At 71.1% G+C, this 21467-nt stretch carries 18 protein-coding genes and 4 tRNA genes; 10 read left to right on the forward strand and 12 right to left on the reverse strand.

From position 1 onward, the window contains the following. Positions 1–153: 153 nt before the first annotated feature. On the reverse strand, positions 154–786 hold the full coding sequence (locus tag M8J73_RS13115) for a TetR/AcrR family transcriptional regulator (protein WP_055539618.1): 633 nt from the start codon (positions 784–786) through the stop codon (positions 154–156). 222 nt (positions 787–1008) lie between these two features. Here M8J73_RS13115 and M8J73_RS13120 point away from each other — a divergent pair, with 222 nt between their 5' ends. The 5 genes from M8J73_RS13120 to M8J73_RS13140 all read left to right on the forward strand — a co-directional run bounded on the left by M8J73_RS13120 (position 1009) and on the right by M8J73_RS13140 (position 4598). Beyond that, positions 1009–1872, forward strand: coding sequence for an MBL fold metallo-hydrolase (locus tag M8J73_RS13120; protein ID WP_240501366.1), 864 nt, complete (start codon positions 1009–1011; stop codon positions 1870–1872). Between the two features lie 70 nt (positions 1873–1942). After that, a complete protein-coding gene (locus M8J73_RS13125) occupies positions 1943–2092 on the forward strand; it encodes a hypothetical protein (RefSeq protein ID WP_157873169.1) in 150 nt (49 codons plus the stop codon). After that, positions 2089–3033 carry a fumarylacetoacetate hydrolase family protein gene (locus tag M8J73_RS13130; RefSeq protein WP_055539620.1) on the forward strand — a complete coding sequence of 315 codons (945 nt, stop codon included), beginning with the start codon at positions 2089–2091 and terminating at the stop codon, positions 3031–3033. The genes M8J73_RS13125 and M8J73_RS13130 overlap by 4 nt, the downstream gene beginning before the upstream one ends. Before the next feature lie 114 nt (positions 3034–3147). Further along, complete coding sequence (locus M8J73_RS13135; protein WP_055539621.1) at positions 3148–3912, forward strand: CoA transferase subunit A; 765 nt, start codon at positions 3148–3150, stop codon at positions 3910–3912. Continuing rightward, positions 3912–4598 (forward strand): CoA transferase subunit B, encoded by a 687-nt coding sequence (locus tag M8J73_RS13140; protein WP_055539622.1) that lies wholly within the window; start codon positions 3912–3914, stop codon positions 4596–4598. Before M8J73_RS13135 ends, M8J73_RS13140 begins: the two co-directional genes overlap by 1 nt. Before the next feature lie 258 nt (positions 4599–4856). Here the strand turns inward: M8J73_RS13140 and M8J73_RS13145 are convergent. From M8J73_RS13145 to M8J73_RS13160, 4 genes are all read right to left on the reverse strand, one after another. Then, positions 4857–4930, reverse strand: a tRNA-Ile gene (locus M8J73_RS13145). 177 nt (positions 4931–5107) lie between these two features. Beyond that, positions 5108–5180 (reverse strand) — tRNA-Asn (locus tag M8J73_RS13150). 5 nt (positions 5181–5185) lie between these two features. Further along, positions 5186–5258, reverse strand: a tRNA-Asn gene (locus M8J73_RS13155). 5 nt (positions 5259–5263) lie between these two features. Continuing rightward, positions 5264–5336, reverse strand: a tRNA-Asn gene (locus tag M8J73_RS13160). Positions 5337–5511: 175 nt separating this feature from the next. Here M8J73_RS13160 and M8J73_RS13165 point away from each other — a divergent pair. From M8J73_RS13165 to M8J73_RS13180, 4 genes are all read left to right on the forward strand, one after another. Continuing rightward, positions 5512–5817 (forward strand): hypothetical protein, encoded by a 306-nt coding sequence (locus M8J73_RS13165; protein ID WP_055539623.1) that lies wholly within the window; start codon positions 5512–5514, stop codon positions 5815–5817. Between the two features lie 333 nt (positions 5818–6150). Then, a complete protein-coding gene (locus M8J73_RS13170) occupies positions 6151–7605 on the forward strand; it encodes an FGGY family carbohydrate kinase (RefSeq protein ID WP_079054926.1) in 1455 nt (484 codons plus the stop codon). A 160-nt stretch (positions 7606–7765) separates the two neighbouring features. After that, positions 7766–9499: an ABC transporter ATP-binding protein gene (locus M8J73_RS13175; RefSeq protein ID WP_055539625.1), complete on the forward strand. Its 1734-nt coding sequence runs from the start codon at positions 7766–7768 to the stop codon at positions 9497–9499. Beyond that, positions 9499–11436 (forward strand): ABC transporter ATP-binding protein, encoded by a 1938-nt coding sequence (locus M8J73_RS13180; protein WP_055539626.1) that lies wholly within the window; start codon positions 9499–9501, stop codon positions 11434–11436. The genes M8J73_RS13175 and M8J73_RS13180 overlap by 1 nt, the downstream gene beginning before the upstream one ends. 246 nt (positions 11437–11682) lie before the next feature. On the opposite strand, the gene M8J73_RS13185 is transcribed toward M8J73_RS13180, so the two are convergent. The 5 genes from M8J73_RS13185 to M8J73_RS13205 form a co-directional block, all read right to left on the reverse strand. Beyond that, positions 11683–12996, reverse strand: a complete 1314-nt coding sequence (locus M8J73_RS13185) for an RNA polymerase sigma factor (RefSeq protein ID WP_055540838.1) — start codon at positions 12994–12996, stop codon at positions 11683–11685. Between the two features lie 203 nt (positions 12997–13199). Beyond that, entirely contained in the window at positions 13200–15101 is a 1902-nt protein-coding gene (dnaG, locus tag M8J73_RS13190; protein WP_249828630.1) for a DNA primase, read from the reverse strand. 98 nt (positions 15102–15199) lie between these two features. After that, complete coding sequence (locus M8J73_RS13195) at positions 15200–16471, reverse strand: NAD(P)/FAD-dependent oxidoreductase (RefSeq protein ID WP_055542467.1); 1272 nt, start codon at positions 16469–16471, stop codon at positions 15200–15202. A gap of 190 nt (positions 16472–16661) precedes the next feature. Next, positions 16662–17996, reverse strand: a complete 1335-nt coding sequence (locus M8J73_RS13200; protein WP_249828631.1) for a deoxyguanosinetriphosphate triphosphohydrolase — start codon at positions 17994–17996, stop codon at positions 16662–16664. A gap of 218 nt (positions 17997–18214) precedes the next feature. Next, positions 18215–19096, reverse strand: coding sequence for a sirohydrochlorin chelatase (locus M8J73_RS13205; protein ID WP_249828632.1), 882 nt, complete (start codon positions 19094–19096; stop codon positions 18215–18217). A 275-nt stretch (positions 19097–19371) separates the two neighbouring features. On the opposite strand from M8J73_RS13205, the gene M8J73_RS13210 reads away from it, so the two are divergent. Then, positions 19372–20043 carry a SanA/YdcF family protein gene (locus M8J73_RS13210; RefSeq protein WP_249828667.1) on the forward strand — a complete coding sequence of 224 codons (672 nt, stop codon included), beginning with the start codon at positions 19372–19374 and terminating at the stop codon, positions 20041–20043. Here the strand turns inward: M8J73_RS13210 and M8J73_RS13215 are convergent. Together M8J73_RS13215 and M8J73_RS13220 are read right to left on the reverse strand one after the other, a co-directional pair. Next, the gene (locus M8J73_RS13215; RefSeq protein WP_055541859.1) at positions 20040–20576 is read right to left on the reverse strand and encodes a hypothetical protein; all 537 of its coding nucleotides are present in this window, start codon (positions 20574–20576) and stop codon (positions 20040–20042) included. The genes M8J73_RS13210 and M8J73_RS13215 overlap by 4 nt on opposite strands. A 327-nt stretch (positions 20577–20903) precedes the next feature. After that, positions 20904–21389, reverse strand: a complete 486-nt coding sequence (locus M8J73_RS13220; RefSeq protein ID WP_240501653.1) for a hypothetical protein — start codon at positions 21387–21389, stop codon at positions 20904–20906. Between the last annotated feature and the right edge of the window lie 78 nt (positions 21390–21467).

Consider the following 21467-nt stretch of genomic DNA (forward strand, 5'->3'; position numbering starts at 1 on the left):
CCTCGGGTCCGCCGATAGCCGGAACGAGGTGGCGGCGCGAGGCCGTCGGCGAGCCGGGCGAGGCCGTCATCGGCGGGACACAAACGATCACACCCCTCGACAGGGGCGGAAGCCATGCCGCTCCAGCGGCGCCGTCCCGCTTCCCCCTGCCGGTCAGGAATGCGCGAGGATGCCCAGCAGGACGATGTCGAGTGCCCCACCGAGGCGACCGGGCAGGTCGAACGGCGGCGGCTCCTCCCGGATCCAGCGCAGAACCGAGGAGAAGTAGCAGGACGCCAGCAGAGCGCCGGCCTGGTCGGCGTCGACCTGCGGCCGGATCTCTCCGCGTCGCCGCCCCTCCTCGACGATCTTCGCGAGTTCGGTCTCCAAGGAGGGGTCCTGCAGCAGGTGGCCGAAGCGTGCGGAGGCGTCCATCAGGACAGTGGTCTCCGCACGGGAGGCGACGTTGAGGTCGGCCATCTCCCCCAGGTAGCGGCGCAGCCGGTCGCCGACCGGCAGGTCCTCGGCGTGCTCCTGGCCGAGGATGGCCGCGACCCGGGCTCGGCGACGGACGCCCCACTCCTCCAGGAAGCCGACCTTCTGCGAGAAGTGGTTGAAGACGGTGGCTCGGGCGACGTCGGCGGACTCGGCGATCTGCTCCATGGTCGTCGCCTCATAGCCCTGGGCGACGAACAGTTCCACCGCGGCGCTGTAGAGCTGGTCGCGCGCCTGCTGCCGCTTCCGCTCGCGCCGCCCGAGGGGTGGGGCGTCCTGTGCGGGTGCGCCCCCCGCCTCAGAGATCGTCATGGGCCCAGTACAGCACAGGCACACGCAGGTATTGACCCTCCCCGAGTCACCTCTTTAGATTACGCCCCACGAATGGACTCCAGTCCATCAATGGATCCTAGTCTCGACTTTTCCGCTTCGGGACGTGGAGGAGGCAGCGTGGCTTCCGTACTTTCCCCAGCCGGCCGGATCGACCTCGGCCATGGCTGTCATGCGTGGGTAGCGGGTACGGCCGGATGGGGAATGAGCAACGCCGGGCTGGTCACCGGCCGGGGCGAGTCCCTGCTCGTCGACACCCTCTACGACCTGCGCCTCACCCGGGCCATGCTCGACGGGCTGGCGCCGGTGACCGACGCCGCGCCGACCTCGACCGTGGTCAACACCCACGGCAACGGCGACCACTGGTTCGGCAACCAGCTCGTGGCCCACGCCGAGATCATCGCGGCCCGCGGCACGCTGACCGACATGCGGCAGGTGGGACCGTCCGAGATGCGGGCGTTGACCAGCGCGGAAACCGTCGCGGGACGGTTCGCCCGCCGGATCTTCGGCCGCTTCGACTACTCGGGAATCCACCCCGTGCTTCCGCACCGGGTCTTCGACGGCGAGACGGTCCTGGACATCGGCGGGACGGAGGTCCGTCTGATCGACGTGGGCCCCGCGCACAGCGCCGGGGACACGATCGTCCATGTCCCGCGGGCCCGGACCGTCTACACCGGCGACATCGTCTTCGCCGGTTCCACACCCGTCGTATGGCACGGCCCGTTCGCCAACTGGCTCGCCGCCTGCGACCTGCTCCTCAGCCTCGACGTGGACATCATCGTGCCCGGACACGGCCCGGTCACCACGAAGGAGGCGGTCCGCACCGTCCGCGACTACCTGTCGTACGTCCACGAACAGACCACCGCCCGCTTCGGCGCGGGCATGCCCGCCGAGGCGGCCGCACGTGACATCAGCCTCGGACGCTTCGCCGACCTCGACGAGAGCGAACGCCTTGCCGTCAACGTGCACACCGTCTACCGCGAGCTCGACCCCTCACTGGCCCCGCTCGACGGCCCCCAGTTGTTCGGCCGCATGGCCGGCCTCGCCTGCCCCTGCCCCGGCCTCTGAGCCGCATCAGCCTCCGGGGTCCGCTGCCTGGCCGTATCGCCTCGGTCTCCCGGACCCGCCAAGGAGAAACATGGTCACCAGCACCGTCCGCGGCGCACCCGCCGTCCCTTCCGGCGGTCCGCCCGCCCGGCACACCGGCGCCGTCATCGCCGGATGCCTGGCGATCCGCCCCGCCTGGCTCCACCCCGCCCCGACCGAGACAGAGGAGAGCGCGGCGTGAAGTTCGCGACCTTCGTGCACGACGGGAAGCGGCAGGCGGGAGTTGTCGCCGATGACCATGTCCACCCCTTCCAGTACCCCGCCGAACTGCTGGACCTGATCGTGGAGGGCGCCGAGTCCCTGCGCGCTGCGGGAGAGCACGCCCTGGCCGGCTCGCTGCCGGTGCCCGTGGCCGATGTCGTGCTACTGCCGCCGCTCCAGCCGCCGACCGTCCGTGACTACATGACCTTCGAGAGCCATGTCGCGGGGGTCGCCCGGGGATACGGTGACACCGTCCCCGAGGAGTGGTACGCGGCGCCGGCGTTCTATTTCACCAACCCGTACGCGGTGATCGGCGCCCACGATGACGTACCCGTGCCACCCGGCTGCCTCCGCTTCGACTTCGAACTCGAGGTGGCCGCCGTCATCGGCAAGGCCGGCCGGGACCTGACCCCCGAGTGGGCTCGCGAGCACATCATCGGCTACACGATCCTCAACGACTGGTCCGCCCGCGACCTCCAGGGCCGCGAGATGAGGGTCAAACTCGGCCCCGCCAAGGGCAAGGACACCGCCACCACCCTCGGTCCCTGGCTGGTCACCACCGACGAACTCGAACCCCACCGCGACGCGGAGGGCTTCCTCGACCTGGCCCTCACCGTCCAGGTCAACGGCGAGACGATCGGGCGGGACAGGCTGGCCAACATGGCCTGGACGTTCGAGGAGATGGCGGCGTACGCCTCCCGCGGCACCTGGATCCGCCCCGGCGACGTCCTCGGCTCCGGTACCTGCGGCAACGGTGGCTGCCTGGCCGAACTCTGGGGCCGCAACGGCGCCCTGGAACCCCCACCGCTCATCCCCGGCGACCACGTCACCATGACGGTCGAGGGCATCGGAACCCTCAGCAACACCGTCGTCGAGGGCGTCGCTCCGGTTCCTCTGCCTCCTGCTCGCCGCAGGCGATGACCGCCGCACGTCCGGGAAACAGGGGCGGGGTCACCAACCGGCTTTGACGACACTTTGACGACACCCCGGTGCCGGACCGCTCCGTCCGGCACCGGGAGAAAGGCACGAAACAACGTGGACAAGGTCATGGCCTCGGCCGCCGACGCGGTCGCCGACATACCGGAAGGGGCATCTCTGGCGGTGGGCGGCTTCGGGCTGTGCGGCATCCCCACCGTCCTCATCGGCGCCCTGCACACCCAGGGCACCGGCGGACTGCGCGTGGTCTCCAACAACTGCGGCATTGACGGCCAAGGGCTCGGCGTCCTGCTGACGGCCAGCCGGATCGCCCGGGTCACCGGCTCCTACGTCGGGGAGAACAAGGAGTTCGCCCGCCAGTACCTCGCCGGTGAGCTGGAGGTGGAGCTCACCCCGCAGGGCACCCTCGCCGAACGGCTACGCGCCGGCGGCACCGGCATCCCCGCCTTCTACACCCCGGCCGGGGTCGGCACCCAGGTCGCCGAGGGCGGACTGCCCTGGCGCTACGGCCCCGACGGCAGCGTCACCGTGGCCTCCCCGCCCAAGGAGACGCGGGAGTTCCGCGGCCGGACGTACGTCCTGGAGGAGGCCATCACCACCGACTTCGCCCTCGTGCGGGCCGCCCGCGGCGACCGACACGGCAACCTCTTCTTTCACCGCAGCGCCGCCAACTTCAATCCCCTGGCGGCCATGGCGGGCCGTATCACGATCGCCGAGGTCGAGGAACTCGTCGAACCCGGCGCCATCGACCCCGACACCGTCCACCTACCCGGCATCTACGTCGACCGGGTCGTGGGCCCCGTCCCCACCGACGACAAGGGCATCGAGAAGCGGACCGTCCGCACACGGAAGGAGCGGCACTGATGGCCTGGACCCGCGACGAGATGGCGGCACGCGCCGCCCTCGAACTGCCCGACGGCTCCTACGTCAACCTGGGCATCGGTCTGCCCACCCTCATCCCCGACCACCTCCCGCCCGGCGTCCACGTGGTGCTGCACTCGGAGAACGGCATCCTGGGCACCGGCCCCTACCCGGCGGAGGACGAGGTCGACCCCGACCTGATCAACGCCGGCAAGGAGACCGTCACCGTCCGGCCCGGCGCCTCCTTCTTCGACTCGGCGCTGTCCTTCGGGATGATCCGCGGCGGCCGCATCGATGTGGCCGTGCTGGGCGGCATGCAGGTCTCCGCAGCCGGGGATCTCGCCAACTGGACCGTACCCGGCAAGATGATCAAAGGCATGGGTGGTGCCATGGACCTGGTGCACGGCGCCGGCAGGGTCGTCGTCGTCATGGAACACACTGCCAAGGACGGCTCACCGAAAATCGTCGACGAGTGCACGCTGCCGCTGACCGGACAGGCGTGCGTCCACCGGATCATCACCGACCTCGCCGTCCTCGATATCACCCCGGACGGCCTGTCCCTGGTCGACCTCGCCCCTGGAGTGACCCTCGCCGACGTCCGCGAGCGCACCGGGCCAGACGTTGCGCAGCACCCCGGCGGCCCACCGCCACACCGCACGCGCCCGGCCACCCACAGCCGGACGGCGTAGGTGATGATGCCGGGCAGCCACTGCCGAATACCTGCGTCCTGCCAGCGTCCCGAATGCAGCGTCCAACCGCTCGCACAGGCCACTTACGGCGGCTTGCCTCGATGGCGGGCCACCACGTCTGTGCAGGTCAGAGAAGTTCGAACCAACGCCGATGGCAACAAGATCGAAGTCGCGAGCAGCGGATTCGGTCCGTTCAGGCGAAGTTGACGACCCGACAGGACAAAATGAACGTTTCCGCAGGTCAGAGACCTGCGGAAGTGGGGCGGGTGGGACTCGAACCCACGGCCGACGGATTATGAGTCCGCTGCTCTAACCGGCTGAGCTACCGCCCCGTACGGCGTGTCGCGCACATTTGTGCGCGCCGTCTGCCGCAGCATAGCCGCTCATACGATCTCCTGCTTCGGATGGTCGGCTTCACGCATGCGCTTCTTGACCATGGAGACCACGACGCGGCCCGCGCGGTTCCCCCGGACATGAAAAAGGACCCCGTGGGGTCCTCGTTCAGGCTGCTCCCCCGACTGGACTCGAACCAGTAACCTGCCGGTTAACAGCCGGCTGCTCTGCCAATTGAGCTACGGAGGACCGAGCTCCCCCGACTGGACTCGAACCAGTAACCTGCCGGTTAACAGCCGGCTGCTCTGCCAATTGAGCTACGGAGGACCGAGCTCCCCCGACTGGACTCGAACCAGTAACCTGCCGGTTAACAGCCGGCTGCTCTGCCAATTGAGCTACGGAGGAATGCCTCGTTGCATCGAACGCACCTACCTGGGTATTCGCCAGGGGGCGTGCGCTCGCTGCGACACATACATTAGCGCAAGCTGGGGGGTGCTCCGCCAATCGGTATCCCCCGCGCCCGCCGCCCGCGCAGGGCAACGCAAGGGACCGACGCAGACGTAAGGGAAGGGTGGCCGCCATGCGCTATCGGCTCACGTTCTTTGCCGGACTGGCCCTGGGGTACGTCCTGGGCACACGCGCCGGACGCGAGCGTTACGAACAGCTGAAGAAGTCCGCCCGGCAGGTGGCACAGAACCCGGCCGTGCGCAACACCGCGGAGTCGGCCGCCCAGCAGGGGCGCGTCTTCGCCGGCAAGGCGTACCACGTGGTCAGCGAGAAGGTCGGCGACCGCGTGCCGGAGTCCGTCGCCGGCCGGGTCCGCTCGCTGCGGGATCGCAACGCGAACGGCTCGGGCCCCGACGACTGGGGCACCAGCAACACGTAGCGCCCAAGGGACCACAGGGGCCCGGCACCACCGGCCTCGACCGGATGCGACCTGGGTACCAGCAGCACCACCGGCCTCGACCGAAGGGCCGGGGTGCCAGTGACACCCCGGCCCCGACCGGACGCGGACGCGTGGGGCGCCAGTAACACCCGACCCCGACAGGACGGGTGGGGCGTTGGCGGCGCCCGGTCTCCCCGTGGGGACGCAAGAGATTTCGCTCGTCGTCGGCGATCGGCCCATCGTGGCCGGTCGCCGACGTGCGTGTACCCCGGCGAACCCCGGCCCTCGCTCCACGGCACGCCACACCCCTCCCCGTGCGGCAGAATTTCTGCCATGGGGATAGTCGCCGGGCTGGACAGTTCGCCCGAATTTACGCGCATTGTCGTCTGTGACTCGGACACAGGGGCCGTGCTCAGGCAGGGGTATGCCCCACACCCGGTGGAGCCCGCGCCGAACGGAGGGCGTCCCGCGGACGTCGATCCGCAGGCGTGGCTGCTGTCCCTGGGGGAGGCGGCCGGCGGCGGGCTGCTGGAGGGCGTGCAGGCGATCGGGGTCTCGTCACAGCAGAACGGGCTGATCGCGCTGGACGCGCAGGGCAACGCCGTGCGTCCGGCGATGGTCGGCGGTGACAAGCGCGCCCAGGTCGCCGCGGCCGACCTCATCGACGCGCTCGGGGGCCGCGGAGCGTGGGCGGAGGCCGTCGGGTGCGTGCCGGGGGCCGCGCAACCGGTGACGAAGCTGCGCTGGATGAGCCGTACGGAGCCCGACGCGGCCATGCGGACGGCCGTGCTGCTCCAGGCGCACGACTGGCTGGTCTGGCAGCTGCTGGGGCGGCCCGTGCGGCGGACCACCGACCGGGGCGGCGCCTCGGGCACCGGGTACTGGAACGCGGCGACCGGCCAGTACCGGACCGACCTCGTCGAGATGGCGCTCGGGCACCAGGTGATGCTCCCCGAGGTGCTGGGCCCGTCGGACGCCGCCGGTACGACGCCGGAGGGGCTCCTCATCTCCGCCGGCACCGGCGAGACCATGGCCGCCGCGTTCGGGCTCGGCATCGGGCTCGGGGACGCGGTGGTGTCGCTGGGCGCCAGCGGGTCCGTGATGGCCGTGCACACCGAGGCGCTCGTCGACTCCTCGGGGATGATCACCTCGCTGGCCGACGCCACGGGGATGCACCTTCCGGTCGTCACCACGCTGAACGCCGTACGGACGCTGCGGGGCGCCGCCGAGATGCTCGGCGTGCCCGACCTGGAGGGGCTCTCCGATCTGGCGCTGAAGTCGACGCCGGGCTCGCACGGGCTGGTGATGCTGCCGTATCTGGAGGGCGAGCGGACGCCGAACCTCCCGCACACGGCGGGGACGCTGGCCGGGCTGCGGCGGGAGTCGATGAAGCCGGAGCACTTCGCGCGGGCCGCGTTCGAGGGCATGCTGTGCGGGCTCGCGGACGCGCTGGACGTGCTGCGAGGCCGCGGCGTCGCCGTCCGGCGGATCTTCATGCTGGGTGCGGCGGCCGAGCTGCCCGCGGTGCAGGCGGCGGCGCCGGCGCTGTTCGGGGTGCAGGTCGTCGTACCACAGCCGGCGGACTACGCGGCGGTCGGCGCCGCGCGGCAGGCGGCCTGGGCGCTCGGGGTGTCCCAGGGCACGCTCGACCCGCGGACGCCGCCGATGTGGCCCGGGGCGGCCGCTCAGATCCTGGAGCCGGGCGAGGAACTGGCCGTGGGGCAGGCGGTGCGCCAGCAGTACGTGGCGGTCCGCGAACAGACGCATCCGGGGGCGTTCCGGGCGTGACGGCCCAGGCCGGACGCGCGGACGCGAGTCGCCCGTCGACCGCCAAGATTCGCCATCGATCCTTCACCGTTGGGTTAATTCGGTTGAGGTAACGCGGGTGGAGTGTTCGACGATGGGGGGTGGTGCATCCCATCCCGTCGCCGACTCCGAGAGACCTCGCGTGCTCATACAACTGCTCAGAAGCCATCTACGTCCGTACAAGAAACCCATCGCCCTGCTGGTGCTGCTGCAGTTCGTGCAGACGTGCGCCACGCTCTACCTGCCCACACTGAACGCGGACATCATCGACAACGGTGTCGTGCAGGGCGACTCGGGCTACATCCTGGCCTTCGGCGCGCTGATGATCGGGATCTCGCTGGTCCAGGTCGTCTGCAACATCGGGGCCGTGTACTACGGCGCCCGAACGGCGGCGGCGGTCGGGCGGGACATCCGGGCGGCCGTGTTCGACCGGGTGCAGTCGTTCTCGGCGCGTGAGGTCGGTCACTTCGGGGCGCCGTCGCTGATCACACGGACGACGAACGACGTCCAGCAGGTCCAGATGCTGGCGCTGATGACGTTCACCCTGGTGGTGTCCGCGCCGATCATGTGTGTGGGCGGCATCGTGCTGGCGCTCGGTCTGGACGTACCGCTGTCGGGCGTGCTGTTGGCCGTCGTGCCGGTGCTCGGTATCTCCGTCAGTCTCATCGTGCGCCGGTTGCGCCCCCTGTTCCGCACCATGCAGGAGCGGCTCGACGTGGTGAACCGGGTGCTGCGCGAGCAGATCACCGGCAACCGGGTCATCCGGGCCTTCGTCCGGGACGAGTACGAGAAGGACCGCTTCCGCACGTCGAACACCGAGCTGACGGACGTGTCCCTGGGCACCGGCCGGATGCTGGCGCTGATGTTCCCGATCGTGATGACCGTCATCAACTTCTCGTCGATCGCCGTGGTGTGGTTCGGCGCCCACCGGATCGACAGCGGCGGGATGGAGATCGGCGCGCTCACCGCCTTCCTCGCCTATCTGATGCAGATCGTCATGGCGGTGATGATGGCCACCTTCATGTTCATGATGATGCCGCGCGCCGAGGTGTGCGCCGAGCGCATCCAGGAGGTCCTCGACACCGAGACGAGTGTCGTGCCTCCCCTCGCGCCTGTGCGGGAGCTGCGGCGGAGCGGGTTCCTGGAGATCCGTGGAGCCGGGTTCCGTTACCCGGGGGCCGAGGAGCCGGTACTCAGGTCCATCGAGGTCGTGGCGCGGCCGGGTGAGACGACCGCCGTCATCGGGTCGACCGGCAGCGGGAAGTCGACGCTGCTGGGGCTGGTCCCCCGGCTGTTCGACGCGACCGAGGGCGAGGTGCTCGTCGACGGCGTCGACGTACGTACCCTCGATCCGCGGCTGCTGGCCAGGACGGTGAGCCTGGTGCCGCAGAAGCCGTACCTCTTCTCGGGGACCGTGGCGACGAACCTGCGGTACGGCAATCCGGACGCCACCGACGAGGAGCTGTGGCACGCGCTGGAGGTGGCGCAGGCCAAGGATTTCGTCGAGCGGCTGGAGGGCGGGCTGAACGCCCCCATCGCGCAGGGCGGCACCAATGTGTCGGGCGGTCAGCGGCAGCGACTGGCGATCGCGCGGACGCTGGTGCAGCGCCCGGAGATCTATCTCTTCGACGACTCGTTCTCCGCGCTCGACTACGCGACGGACGCGGCGCTGCGGGCGGCCCTGTCGCAGGAGACCGCCGAGGCGACCGTCGTCATCGTGGCCCAGCGGGTGGCGACCATCCGGGACGCCGACCGGATCGTGGTCCTGGACGAGGGCCGCGTCGTCGGGACAGGACGGCACCACGAGTTGATGGCCGAGAACGAGACGTACCGGGAGATCGTGCTCTCCCAGCTGACGGAAGCGGAGGCAGCCTGATGGCCGGGCCGTTGGGACGCATGGCGGGAGCCGGGGGCGGCCCCGATCAGCAGTCCATGGACTTCAAGGGGTCCGGGAAACGACTGCTCGCGCAGTTCAAGCCCGAGCGGTTCACCATGTACGCGATGATCGTGTGCGCGGTGATCAGCGTCGGTCTGTCGGTGCTGGGCCCGTGGATCCTCGGCCGGGCGACCGACCTGGTCTTCGCGGGCGTGGTCGGACGGGAGATGCCGGCCGGCCGGACCAAGGCCGAGGTGCTCGAAGGGCTGCGCGAGCGCGGTGACGGCGGTGTCGCCGAGATGCTGTCCGGCACGGACTTCACGCCGGGCAAGGGCATCGATTTCGAGGCCGTCGGCGCGGTGCTGCTGGTTGCCCTCGGCATCTTCCTGGTCGCGGGCCTGCTGATGGCGGGTGCCACCCGGCTCTCCAACCGGGCCATCAACCGGACGATGTTCCACCTGCGGGCGGAGCTCCAGGCGAAGCTGTCGCGGCTGCCCCTGTCGTACTTCGACAAGCGGCAGCGCGGTGAGGTGCTCAGCCGGGCCACCAACGACATCGACAACATCGGCCAGACGCTCCAGCAGTCGATGGGGCAGCTCGTCAACTCGCTGCTGACGATCGTCGGTGTGCTGGTGATGATGGTCTGGGTGTCGCCGCTGCTGGCGCTGGTCGCGCTGGTGACCGTGCCGCTGTCGTTCGTGGTGGCCACCCGCGTCGGCAAGCGGTCGCAGCCGCACTTCGTGGCGCAGTGGCGGACCACCGGGAAGCTCAACGCGCACATCGAGGAGATGTACACCGGGCACACCCTCGTGAAGGTGTTCGGCCGGCAGGAGGAGTCGGCGAAGCAGTTCGCCGAGGAGAACGAGCGACTGTACGAGGCCGGGTTCAAGGCCCAGTTCAACAGCGGGATCATGCAGCCGCTGATGTTCTTCGTGTCGAACATCAACTATGTGCTGGTCGCCGTGGTCGGTGGACTGCGGGTGGCCACCGGCGCCCTGTCCATCGGCGACGTGCAGGCCTTCATCCAGTACTCGCGGCAGTTCTCGATGCCGCTGACGCAGGTCGCGTCCATGGCGAACCTGGTGCAGTCGGGCGTCGCCTCCGCCGAGCGGATCTTCGAGCTGCTCGACGCGGAGGAGCAGGCCGCGGACGCCGTGCCCGGGGTGCGGCCGGAGGAACTGCGCGGGCGGGTGGCGCTGGAGCACGTCTCCTTCCGCTACGAGCCGGACAAGCCGCTGATCGAGGACCTGTCGCTGGTGGTCGAGCCCGGCCACACGGTCGCGATCGTGGGCCCCACGGGCGCCGGCAAGACCACCCTGGTGAACCTGCTGATGCGGTTCTACGAGGTCACCGGTGGGCGGATCACGCTGGACGGCGTGGACATCGCGTCCATGTCCCGTGACGAACTGCGCGACGGGATAGGGATGGTCCTCCAGGACACCTGGCTGTTCGGCGGGACCATCGCGGACAACATCGCGTACGGGGCGTCCACCGCGCGCAAGGTGACACGCGGGGAGATCGAGGAGGCGGCCCGCGCCGCGCACGCGGACCGGTTCATCCGGACGCTGCCGGACGGCTACGACACGGTGATCGACGACGAGGGCACCGGGGTGAGCGCGGGTGAGAAGCAGCTCATCACCATCGCCCGCGCGTTCCTGTCGGACCCGGTGATCCTGGTGCTGGACGAGGCGACGAGCTCGGTTGACACCCGGACCGAGGTGCTGATCCAGAAGGCGATGGCCAAACTGGCGCACGGGCGGACGTCGTTCGTCATCGCGCACCGCCTGTCCACGATCCGGGACGCCGACACGATCCTGGTCATGGAGAACGGCTCGATCGTCGAACAGGGCGCGCACGAGGAGCTTCTCGCGTCGGGCGGGGCGTACGCGCGGTTGTACAAGGCGCAGTTCGCGGAAGCGGTGGCCGAGGTGGACTGAGGCGAGGGGAACTGAGGGGCGCGTTGTCGGGTGCGGGTGCGTGGGGGCTGGTCGCGCCCACGCGGCGGAGCCGCCTATGTCACCGCCCCGCGCCCCTGAAGGGAACGGGCCTGCGGCCCGCCCTTCATCCTGAAAAGCCTGGGGCGCAGCCCCCGGCTTTTCAGGGGCGCGGGGAACTGCGCGAGAAACCACACACCACCCGCACCCGCCGAACAAACAGCGCGCCCCCGAGCCACTAGGCGCCCCTCAGTCCAGATAACCCCGCAGCTGATCCGCGAACGCGTGGTCCCTCAGCTTGTTCAGCGTCTTCGACTCGATCTGCCGTATCCGCTCCCGGGTCACCCCGAAGATCCGGCCGATCTCCTCCAGCGTCCGCGGCCGCCCGTCCGCGAGCCCGTACCGCAGCTGCACCACCTTGCGTTCCCGCTCCCCCAGCGTCGACAGCACCGCCTCCAGGTGTTCCCGCAGCAGCAGGAACGCCGCCGACTCCACGGGGCTCGCCGCGTCGCCGTCCTCGATGAGGTCGCCGAGCGCCACGTCGTCCTCCTCGCCCACGGGGGCGTGCAGGGACACCGGCTCCTGGGCGAGGCGGAGCACCTCGCTGACCCGCTCGGGCAGCAGGTCGAGGTGGGCGGCGACCTCTTCCGGCGTCGGCTCGTAGCCCCGCTCCTGGAGCATGCGGCGCTGGACGCGGACGACCCGGTTGATGAGTTCCACGACGTGGACGGGGACGCGGATCGTGCGGGCCTGGTCCGCGAGCGCGCGGGACATGGCCTGGCGGATCCACCAGGTCGCGTACGTGGAGAACTTGTAGCCGCGGGCGTAGTCGAACTTCTCGACGGCCCGGATGAGGCCCAGGTTGCCCTCCTGGACGAGGTCCAGCATGGTCAGGCCGCGGCCCACGTATCGCTTGGCCACGGACACGACGAGCCGCAGGTTCGCCTCGATGAGGCGGCGCTTGGCCATGCGGCCCAGGACGACCAGCCGGTCGAGGTCGAGGGCGAGCCGACTGTCGAGGTCGGGGGTGGTGCCGAGCTTCTCCTCGGCGAACAGGCCGGCCTCCACCCGGCGGGCCAGTTCCACCTCCTCGGCAGCCGTGAGCAGCGGGATGCGGCCGATCTCCCGCAGGTACTGGCGGAACAGGTCGGAGGAGGGGGCGCTGGTGTCGGTGCGGCGCGGCAGTTCGACGGGCTCGGGTTCGGCCGTCTCGATGGCCTCCACGGCCGCCGCGGGCGGCTCGTCGGCGTCCGGCGGGGGCTCCGGCGCCGTCTCGGGGTGGTGCGCGGCGCGGCTCTGGGCCGGGACCGCGTGGATCACGCCGGTCTCCGCGCCCGGCTCCGCGCCGTCGGTACTCAGGGCCGTACTGGTGTCGTTCTGTATGAGGGTCTGGGTCTGCACGGGGGCGACCTCCAGGGATGTCGCTGCTGACGCGTACGGCAGCGGTATGTCGGGGATGGCGCGGGCGGCCCGTCCGCCCTCCATCCCGTACTCATCGAGCGGAACCGCGGGGATCTCGGACCCAGGGGGGACGGGTCGGCCGCGCTCCGAGGACTCAGGCACCGGAACCCAGTGTGGAGTACGACACACAGCCGCCACGAGGGGCGTGCGGTGACTTTTTGCGTCCGGTCCGTGACCCCACGGTTACTCTCACGGACGAGTGGGCCGCTGACAGGCCGTGAAACAGCTTGAAGCGCGTACGGAACCGGGGCGACCTGCGGGGACCGGCGCCCGATTGGCAAGTGCGCCGGGGATGTTCCCCTCTTCTAGAGCGCTTCCGCGCCCCTCTCCCGCAGGGCCTGGTCGTACTGCTGGAGCACCCACAACTCGTTCTGCACGGCGGCAAGCTGGGCCGGGTCGCCGTGGGCGCCGAGGCGGGCCAGGCTGCTCTGGACGTCCCGTACGCGGCGCTCGACGGCGCGGCGGCGGACGGTGACCAGCTGGGCGCCGGCGTAGATCTCGTCGACCGTCTTGCGCATGATCGCCTCGACGGCGAGCTCCGTCACCATGGCGCGCACGGCGTCGTCCGGCGCGGCCTCCCGGACGCGGACCAGGTACTCCTGCGGGTCCTCGACGCCGAACTCGACGCCGCCCGCCTCGATGATCGCCTCGCGCACGGCCGCGTAGGGGGCGGCGGTGAATTCGTCGATCCCGTACGCGTCGAATGCGGGGGCCACCAACTCGGGCCGCTGGAGGGCGAGTTTGAGGAGCTCGCGCTCGGTGGCGTAGACGGGGTTGCGCAGGACCAGGGCGGGGCCCGAGGGGCGGCGGGCGGCGGTCTCGTACGGCTGCGCGGGCTGCTGGGGGGCGGGTGCGGGGCCCTTGCCGCCGCGGTCGCGGGCCCAGCGGGCCAGCTGGGCGACGCGCTTGACGACGAACTGGGTGTCGAGGATGCCGAGCATGCCGGCGAGCTGCACGGCGACCTCGTGCTGGGCGCCGCTGTTCTTGATGCGGGCCACGACGGGGGCCGCCTCGTCGAGGGCGGAGGCGCGCCCCGCGGCGGTCTCCAGGTCGTAGCGAGCCACGATGTGCCGGAGGGCGAACTCGAAGAGCGGGGTGCGGGGTTCGACCAGCTCGGCGACCGCGTCGTCGCCCTTGGCCAGGCGCAGCTCGCAGGGGTCCATGCCGTCGGGGGCGATGGCGATGTAGGTCTCGGCGGCGAACTTCTGGTCGTCCTCGAAGGCCCGCAGAGCGGCCTTCTGGCCGGCCGCGTCGCCGTCGAAGGTGAAGATCACCCGGGCGGAGCCGTTGTCCATGAGCAGTCGGCGGAGGATCTTGATGTGTTCGCCGCCGAAGGCCGTGCCGCAGGTGGCGATGGCGGTGGTGACGCCGGCGAGGTGGCAGGCCATGACGTCGGTGTAGCCCTCGACGACCACGGCCCGGCTGGCCTTGGCGATGTCCTTCTTGGCGAGGTCGATGCCGTAGAGCACCTGGGACTTGCGGTAGATCGGGGTGTCGGGGGTGTTGAGGTACTTCGGACCGTTGTCCGCCTCGTACAGCTTGCGGGCGCCGAAGCCCACGACGTCGCCGCCGATGTCGCGGATCGGCCACATCAGCCGGCCCCGGAACCGGTCGATGGGGCCCCGGCGGCCCTCCTGGGCGAGCCCGGACAGGAGCAGCTCCTTGTCGGTGAAGCCCTTGCCGCGGAGGTAGCGGGTGAGGTGGTCCCAGCCCTGGGGGCTGTAGCCGACACCGAAGTGGACGGCGGCGGCCTGGTCGAAGCCCCGCTCGGCGAGGAAGATCCGCCCGGTGTCGGCCTCGGGGCTGGTCGCGAGCTGCTCCGCGTACCACTCGGCGGCGATCTTGTGGGCCTCGACGAGGCGGATGCGCTCCCCGCGCTGGTGCGAGGGGTTGTACCCGCCCTCCTCGTAGCGCAGGGTGATGCCCGCCTGGGCGGCGAGCCGCTCGACGGCCTCCGAGAAGGAGAGGTGGTCGACCTTCATCACGAACGTGATGGTGTCGCCGCCCTCCTGGCAGCCGAAGCAGTGGAAGAGTCCCTTGCTCGGGCTGACCTGGAAGGACGGCGACTTCTCGTCGTGGAAGGGGCACAGCCCCTTCAGGTTCCCCCCGCCGGCGTTGCGCAGCTGGAGGTACTCGGACACCACGGCGTCGATCGGGACCGCGTCCCGTACCGCCTTCACGTCCTCGTCGTTGATCCGTCCTGCCACGCGGTGATTCTACGGGGGCGCACCGACAGCCAGGGTCTGTCGTTCGGATCATGCCGACGTCGGGCCCCACGGCCCAGGCGTGATCCGAACGACAGGCCCTAGGAGGCCGCGATCAGCCCGTCCAGGGGCACCTGGGGGCTGGAGAGCGCGTCCACGTCGACCCGGGCCCGTGACCTGATGAGCTTCTGGATCTGCTCCGTGACGTCCCACACATTCACGTTCATCCCGGCGAGGACCCGTCCCTCCTTGACCCAGAAGGCGATGAACTCGCGTTTCCCTGCGTCCCCGCGGATCACCACCTGGTCGTACGAGCCGGGTGGCGCCCACCCCGAGTACTCCATGCCCATGTCGTACTGGTCGGAGAAGAAGTAGGGCACCCGGTCGTAGGTGACGTCCTTGCCGAGCATGGACCGGGCGGCGGCCGGGCCGCCGTTCAGTGCGTTGGCCCAGTGCTCGACCCGCAGCCGGGTGTCGAACAGGGGGTGCGGGAAGGAGACGACGTCACCGGCGGCGTAGATCGACGGGTCGGAGGTGCGCAGCCGCTCGTCGACCACCACGCCTGCGCCGTGCGCCCGGTCGGCGATCTCCAGTCCGGCGGCCTCGGCCAGGCCGATGCGGGGCGCCGCGCCGATCGCGGCGAGGACGTCGTGCGCCGGGTGCTCCTCGCCCGTGTCCGTCCGTGCGGCGAGGACCATGCCGTCCTGGCCGACGATCTCGGTGAGCTTCGCGCCGAAGGCGAAGCGCACCCCGTGCTCGCGGTGCAGCTCGGCGAAGAGGTTGCCCAGCTCGGGGCCGAGGACGCCGTGCAGGGGTGTGGGCTCCGGCTCGACGACGGTGACCTCGGCGCCGTACTCGCGGGCCGCCGCCGCGACCTCCAGGCCGATCCAGCCGGCGCCCGCGACGACCAGGTGGCCGTTGTCCCGGCCGAGGGCGGCGAGGACCCCCTTGAGGCGTTCGGCGTGGGCGAGGCGGCGCAGATGGTGGACGCCCGCGAGGTCCGTGCCCGGGATGTCCAGGCGGCGGGGCTCGGCGCCGGTCGCCAGCAGCAGCTTGTCGTAGTGGACGAAGGTGCCGTCGTCCCCGAAGTGCACGGTCTTCGCCGCGCGGTCGATCTTGTCGACGGTCTGGCCGAGGTGCAGCTCGATGTCGTTGCGCGCGTACCAGGACGGCTCGTGGACGAAGACGCTGTCGCGTTCCTCCTTGCCCAGCAGATAGCCCTTGGACAGCGGCGGGCGCTCGTACGGGTGGTCGCGTTCGTCGCAGATCAGTATCACGCGGCCGGTGAAACCCTCCGCTCGGAGCGTCTCGGCCGCCTTCGCGCCGGCGAGACCGCCTCCGACGATGACGAATGTCTGATCCGCGTCGACCACTTGATGCCTCCTCTTGAGGGTGCGTCCACATGCGAGCGTCCCGCACAGAGCGTGATGCGGGAAGAGGTAGTGACCCGATCAGGCCACGGAGGGTCACATGGATGCCCCATACGCCCCGTGGGTCACACGCCGTCGGTCACGCGCCACCGGTCGTGCGCTCTCGGTCACGAGCTGTTCCCCGAGCTGTCGGTCACCCCCCGCCGGTCGCGTTCGTCAGTCTCGCGTGCAGCGAGCGGGCAGACGCGTCGGTGAGGCAGGCGATCTGATCGATGATCACCCGCTTGCGGGCACGGTCGTCCGGCGCCGAGTCGAACAGCGCGCGGAACTGCGGGTCGAGCCCGTCCGGGGCGCGGGCGGTGAGGGCCTCGGCCAACTCCGCGACAACGACACGCTGGTCGGCGCGGAGCCGCTCCTGCTCGGCGCGCTGCATCACATACCGGTCGGCGACGGCCTTGAGGACCGCGCACTCCAGGCGCGCGCCGCGCGGGACGACCAGTTCGGCGGCGTACCGGGTGAGGTGCCCCCCGCCGTACGTCTGCCGGGTCGCTCCCTCGGCGGCGAGGCAGAAGCGGCCGATGAGCTGGCTGGTGGCATCCTTCAGCCGGGCCTGCGCGACGGCCGTCCCGTCGTAGCCGTGCGGCCACCACTCCTGGTCGAGGAGCCGGTCGAGGGCCTCGGCCAGTTCGGCGGGGTCGGTGTCGGCGGGCACGTACCGGCCGCGCGCCACGTCGAACACCGCCTGCCGCTCGGGCTCCGCGTGCAGGCAGTTGGGGTCGATGTGCCCGGCGTGCAGGCCGTCCTCGACGTCGTGCACCGAGTACGCCACGTCGTCGGACCAGTCCATGACCTGCGCCTCGAACGTCGTACGGCCGTCGGGGGCGCCCTTTCTGACCCAGTCGAAGACGGCGCGGTCGTCCTCGTAGACACCGAACTTGGGGGACGCCGGGTCGGTGGGGTGGGCGCCCCGGGGCCAGGGGTACTTGGTGGCGGCGTCCAGGGTGGCGCGGGTCAGGTTGAGGCCGACGCTGACGGGGTCGCCTGACTCGGCGGACCGTACGAACCGCTTGGGTTCGAGCCGGGCCAGCAGGCGCAGGGACTGGGCGTTGCCCTCGAAACCGCCGCAGTCCTCGGCGAATTCGTTCAGGGCCTGTTCGCCGTTGTGGCCGAACGGGGGGTGGCCGAGGTCGTGGGAGAGGCAGGCGGCCTCGACGAGGTCCGGGTCGCAGCCGAGGGCCGCGCCCAGCTCCCGGCCGACCTGGGCGCACTCCAGGGAGTGGGTGAGGCGGGTGCGGGGGCTGGCGTCCCAGGCGGGGGTGCGGGTGCCGGGCGTGACCACCTGGGTCTTGCCGGCGAGTCTGCGCAGCGCCGCGGAGTGCAGGACGCGGGCACGGTCGCGCTGGAAGGCGGTGCGGCCGGGGCGTTTGTCGTGCTCGGGGGCGTAGCGCTCCGCGGAGGGCGGGTCGTAGCCGGCCGGGGCGTCGTGGCTCGCGGGGGTGTCGTGGTCGGGGGGTGCGGTGCCTTCCATGATTCGACAGTACGGGGAGGCTGTGACAAATGGGGGTGCCTGGTCGTCCGCCGGGGTCGGTTCGTCGGGGCGGGTCGTCAGTCGGGTTGGGTCGTCGGGCGAGGGCAGGTGCGGGTGCGGGTGCGTCGTGGCATGTCGCGCCCACGCGGCGGAGCCGCACATTCGATACAGCCCCGCGCCCCCTGAACGCGCGCCCTCGTGGGGGGGGGGGGGCGGCCCTACGCCGTCGCCAGCCGTCGCTCCCAAGTCGCGTCCGGGGTAGCCATGGCCTGGTCGTAGCGGTGCAGGACCAGGCTCGCCATCGCCGGGTGGGTGCCCAGGGGGGCCGAGGCGATCCAGGGGGCCGCCTGCGCGCACTCCGTGGCGAAACGGCCGGGGGCCGTGAAGCAGGAGGCGACCGCCACCCGGGTGCGGCCCCGGGCCGCGAGGGCGGCGACGGCGTCGGGGACGGTGGGCGCGGCGGTGGTGGCGTAGGCGGGGACGACGGGCACGCCGAGGCGTTCGGCGAGGAGATGGGCGGTACGGCCGGTGTCGACCCTCGACTCGGGGTCACGTGAGCCGGCCGCGGCGAGGACGACGGCGCTGGTACGGCGGGTCTCGGCGTCCATGCGGGTGCGCCAGCCGGCCTCGACGAGACGGGCGTGCAGGGTCTCCACGAGGAGCGGGTGCGGGCCGAGCGGAGCGGCGACACGCGCGCGTACCGCGCTGTCGGCGGCCATCTCGGGGATGTCCCGCTTGACGTGGTAGCCGCGGCTGAGGAGGAGGGGGGCGAGGACGGCCTCACGGTCACCGAGAGCGGCGAGGGTGTCGGGGAGCAGGGGCTCGTTCAGCTCGATGTGGCCCAGATGCACCGACAGACCGGGGCGCTGCTCGCGCACGCGGTCCATGAGGGTGCGCACGGTGGCGAGGGCGCGGGGGTCGCGGCTGCCGTGCGCCACCAGGACGAGCGCGGGGGCGGGCGGGGCGGGGCGCCGGGTCCCGTTGAGCGAGACGAGGCTGAGCTGACTGGCCAACTGGTCACCGATCCGGTTCATGAGGTGCGCCGTACTGGCGAGGTCCGCGTTCGGCTGGCCCGTCGTGTTGCTCGTCGTCGCCGTCATGCGTCGATGGTGTCGGGATGAGGTTGCCTCCCCGTTGCACCGTGGTGACGGGTGTTTTCCAGCGGTTCACGGCGTGCCCTGCGGGAGTGTGAGCCCCCCTTGACCTGCGATTTCAACACGATCGAGTGAAACTTGCCACGCTCCGCGGTGAACCGGATCACCGTCGATGACGTCTTCGTTGGTCGGAAGGACGGGCCGGGTCGGGTCCGTCGAAACAAGCACGACACAAGTGTGCGTGCCACGGACGGGGGCTTGCGGTGGGACGTGTGAGACGGGTGCTCCGGCTGCCGCGAACCCGTACGGGGCGGCGGCGTGCGGTGCAGGTGGCGATGGCGCTGTGCGTACTGGCGCTGCTGCCCTCGACCTGGATGTTCACCGCCGCCGACGGCCGGCTGCGGACCACGGCCGACGTCCCGCGCACGCAGGTCGCGATGGTCTTCGGGGCGGGGCTGTGGCAGGGCGAGCCGTCGCCGTACCTGGCGCGACGACTGGACGCGGCGGCCGAGCTGTACCGCTCGGGCCGCATAGAGGTCGTGCTCGTCACCGGCGACAACAGCCGGGAGGAGTACGACGAGCCCGACGCGATGCGGGCCTACCTCACCGACCACGGGGTGCCCGACCGGCACATCGTCAGCGACTACGCCGGGTTCGACACGTGGGACTCCTGTGTCCGCGCCAAGAAGATCTTCGGCGTCGACCGCGCGGTGCTCATCAGCCAGGGCTTCCACATCCGCCGGGCGGTCGCCCTGTGCCAGGAGGCGGGCGTCACGTCGTACGGCGTCGGCGTGCAGGACCGGCACGACGAGACCTGGTACTACGGCGCCACCCGCGAACTGTTCGCCGCGGGCAAGGCGTCCCTCGACGCCCTGTTCGAGCCGGACCCACGGTTCCTCGGACCGGAGGAGCCGGGGGTGGCGCGGGCGCTCGCGTCGGCGCGCCAACGCTAGTGGATCAGCGCGTTCGCGAGGATGATCGCCAGGCCGATCAGCATGTCCATGGTGCCCGCGCGGCACGCGGACGGCCATCCGTAACCGGCGGTGCGGGCGGTCACCACGCCCCACCCGAACAGGGCGACGGTGTTGAACAGCAGGGCCACGTTCACCGCGACCGACTCGGCCCACCAGCCGGCCGCCGCGCCGAGCAGGAGCGCCACCGTGGGCAGAACGGCCGCCACCAGCGGCCACTCGCCGAGCACCAGCCGCAGCCTGCTCGGGACGGCCGCCCCGTCGGCGGACGCGCGGTGTGCGATGACGTGCGCGTACCCATGTGCGGCGGCCGACGCCAGCGCGGTGAACACGACCCACAGCGCGTCCGAGCCGGGGTCCGCCTCCTCGCCCGCCGGGTCGAGCGCGGCAGCCAGGGCGCTGGCCAGGACCAGCCCGTAGATGCCGTTGAACAGGGACTGCTCGGGCGGCCGGTGCCGTGAGGTCCACCCCGGCGCGGCGCCCTCGGTGCGGATGTGGCCGGAGCGGTCGGGCATCGCATCGCCTCGGTCGGGAAGGGGGGAGCTGGATCCGCCCATGCTGGGCCGTGCGCGCTCGGCGGGCGTGGCGCCACGCGGGGGCGGCCCGAGCGGTGCGCCCCAATGGTGGCGTGCGGAGGACGGGTCACCGGGGCCTCGGGCGTCACGGCCTCACGGCCTCACGGCCTCACGGCCTCACGGCGCCAGGGCCAGGGCCTCGGGGCCGAATGTGCCGCCGGACTCGCCGGGCCTGCCGGCTTCGCTGCCGACGTGGTGCGGGCCGCCGACATGCGTCGGCCGGGGCCCCTGTGTCGGGACCCCGGCCGATGCAACACGGGACAGGCCCTAGTTGTGGTCGATCGTGCCCCACCAGCCCTGGTCCACGGCGCAGTCCCAGCCCTTGCCGCGGACGGTGAGCTTGACCTCGTAGTCGCGCTCGACGTCGCCCATACGGGTCTTGACGCGGAAACCGGACTTGCCCAGGGCCGCCAGCTTCTTGGTGGAGACGGTGACGGTCTTCGTCGTCCGCTTGGTGATCTTGCTGCCCTTGGTCGGCGTCGCGTAACCGAACGTCAGGTTCTTGGGCTTGTTGATCGTGAGGCTGACGCTGGTGAAGCTCTTGCTCTTGCTGGTGTTCTTCAGGCCGAAGTACAGACCGCCGTTGGTCACCCAGCCGTTGTGGTCGACGTAGAAGCGCTTCGGGGTGGAGATCTTGATCGGGCAGCCGCCGGCCTGGGCGTCGGCGCCCGCCGCGGCGGCGGTGCCGGCGAGGCCCAGCTGGGCGGCGGTCAGGGCGCCCGCGGCACCCAGGACGGCGACGGTCGTGCGCATGCGGTTCACGGTGATGATCCTTCTTCCCCCTACGGCCCTCCCGGGCCACGTGACAGGACGTGCGCCGCACGGGACTCA

It is taken from the genome of Streptomyces neyagawaensis (assembly GCF_023516595.1).
Classification (GTDB): domain Bacteria; phylum Actinomycetota; class Actinomycetes; order Streptomycetales; family Streptomycetaceae; genus Streptomyces; species Streptomyces neyagawaensis.